Raw genomic sequence first — 2,129 nt, forward strand, 5'->3', positions numbered from 1 at the left:
ACCCCCAACCCCTCCCCTGAAGGGGAGGGGCTTTGTGATTTACGCCGCGACACTCGCCGCCGCACCGCGCGGGCGCACGCCGAGCAAATGGCAGATCGCATAGGACAGCTCCGCCCGGTTGAGCGTGTAGAAGTGGAACTGCCGCACGCCGCCCGCATAAAGGTTGCGGCACAGTTCCGCCGCCAGCGTGGCCGAAACGAGCTGGCGCGCCGCCGGGTGGTCGTCGAGCCCCTCGAACAGCCGCTCCATCCAGCCCGGCACCGCCGTCCCGCACATCGCCGACATCTTCTGGACCGCGGCAAAGCTCATCACCGGCATGATCCCAGGCACGATCTCCGCATCGATCCCCGCCGCCGCCGCCGCGTCGCGGAAGCGCAGGAAGGTATCGGCCTCGAAGAAGAACTGCGTGATCGCGCGGTTCGCGCCCGCGTCGATCTTGCGCTTGAGGTTATCCAGATCATGCGCCGCATCGGGCGAATCCGGGTGGCATTCGGGATAGGCGGCAACCGAAATCTCGAACGGGTGCAGCTTGCGCAGGCCAGCGACCAGATCGGCGGCATTCTCATAGCCGCCCGGATGCGTCGCGTACTTCTCCCCCGCACGCGGCGGATCGCCACGCAGCGCGACGATGTGGCGCACGCCTGCTGCCCAATATTCCTCGGCCACCGCGTCGATCTCGGCCTTGGTCGCGTCGACGCAGGTGAGGTGCGCGGCGACCGCGATCGGGGTTTCGCGCGCGATCCGGGCGACCGTGTTGTGCGTCCGCTCGCGCGTCGTCCCGCCCGCGCCATAGGTCACCGACACGAAACGCGGATCGAACGGGCTCAGCGTCTCGACCGACTCCCACAGCGTCTTTTCCATCGCCTCGGTCTTGGGCGGAAAGAATTCGAAGCTGACGTCGATGTCCCCGGCAACGTCCGCGAACAGCGGCGGAGAGGACGGATCCCGATCGATACTCATGCTGCCTTCACCTCATTCACTGGCAGTTGTTCACCCGGCTGCCCCGCCTTGCGGCCCAGCCATAATTTCACGGTCAGCGCGCCGCCCTCCAGCGTCTGGGTCTGGACCGGCGCCAGCCCCGCCTTGGCGAACCAGCCGAGCATCTGCTCGTCCGAAAAGCCCAGGCGCACATGGCCTTCGCGCGTGCGCAACTCTTCGCGGTCATGCGGCGCGAAATCGACGATCAGCAGTCGCCCGCTTGGCGACAGCACCCGCGCCGCCTCCCCGATCGCCGCTCCCGGCTGCTGCGCGAAGTGCAGCACATGGTGCAGGATCGCGGCATCCGCTTCACCGTCGCTCATCGGTAGCGCGTACAGATCCGCCTGGCGCAGCTCGGCATTGGCGACGCCCTGTTCCGACAGTTTCGCCCGCGCCAGCCGCAGCATTTCCGACGACCGGTCGATCCCCAGCGCGCTGTCGGCATGCGGCGCGAACAGCTCGAGCATGCGCCCGGTGCCGGTGCCGATATCGATCAATCGCGCGATCCGCGCCTCGCCCAAGGCCGCGACCATCGCCGCCTCGACCTGCTCCTCCGCCACGTGCAGCGAGCGGATCGCATCCCATTCGCCGGCATGGGCTTCGAACCACTCGGCCGCTGCCGCCGCGCGATCGGCGCGCACCGCGGCGAGCCGCGCGCTGTCCGCCACCGCCCAGTGATCCTCGCTCTCGCTCCGCCACGCATCGATCGCGGCCAGGATCGGGCCGGTCCGCTTCGCATCGCCCAGCGCGACGAACACCCAGCTGCCCTCCTTGCGCCGCTCGGCCAGGCCCGCATCGCACAGGATTTTCACATGGCGGCTCACGCGCGGCTGGCTCTGCCCCAGCACCTGCGCCAGCTCACCCACCGACAGCTCCATCAGCCGCAGCAGCGCAAGAATGCGCAGCCGCGTCGAATCCGCGAGTGCGCGGAAGGATTCGAGCGCCGTGTTCATAGGTATAGAGATATAAAGATATCTTTATATCAGGTCAATGCGGGATGGGTTTCATTCCTCCCCTGCATCGCAGGGGAGGTGGCAGCGCGCAGCGCTGACGGAGGGGCCGCCCCGCAGAGGGCGGAATTTTGGCGAACTGTTTACGGCCGTCTGCGCGGCCGCCCCTCCACCACTCGCTGCGCGAGCGGTCCCCCTCCC

Annotated in this window: 2 protein-coding genes; both read right to left on the reverse strand. The window is 68.0% G+C overall.

The window, feature by feature from the left end; translation table 11 throughout:
- Positions 1 to 39: 39 nt before the first annotated feature.
- A complete protein-coding gene (gene metF, locus AX681_RS11225; protein ID WP_066663571.1) occupies positions 40 to 960 on the reverse strand; it encodes a methylenetetrahydrofolate reductase in 921 nt (306 codons plus the stop codon).
- A complete protein-coding gene (locus tag AX681_RS11230; protein ID WP_066663572.1) occupies positions 957 to 1,931 on the reverse strand; it encodes an ArsR/SmtB family transcription factor in 975 nt (324 codons plus the stop codon). Before AX681_RS11230 ends, metF begins: the two co-directional genes overlap by 4 nt.
- Positions 1,932 to 2,129: the final 198 nt, after the last annotated feature.

It is taken from the genome of Sphingomonas sp. CCH9-E2, from assembly GCF_001557215.1.
Taxonomy (GTDB): Bacteria; Pseudomonadota; Alphaproteobacteria; order Sphingomonadales; family Sphingomonadaceae; genus Sphingomonas.

Coding starts and splice junctions, on each gene's coding strand:
- metF (WP_066663571.1), bottom strand. CDS start 960: ATGAGTATCGATCGGGATCCGTCCTCTCCGCCGCTGTTCGCGGACGTT.
- AX681_RS11230 (WP_066663572.1), bottom strand. CDS start 1,931: ATGAACACGGCGCTCGAATCCTTCCGCGCACTCGCGGATTCGACGCGG.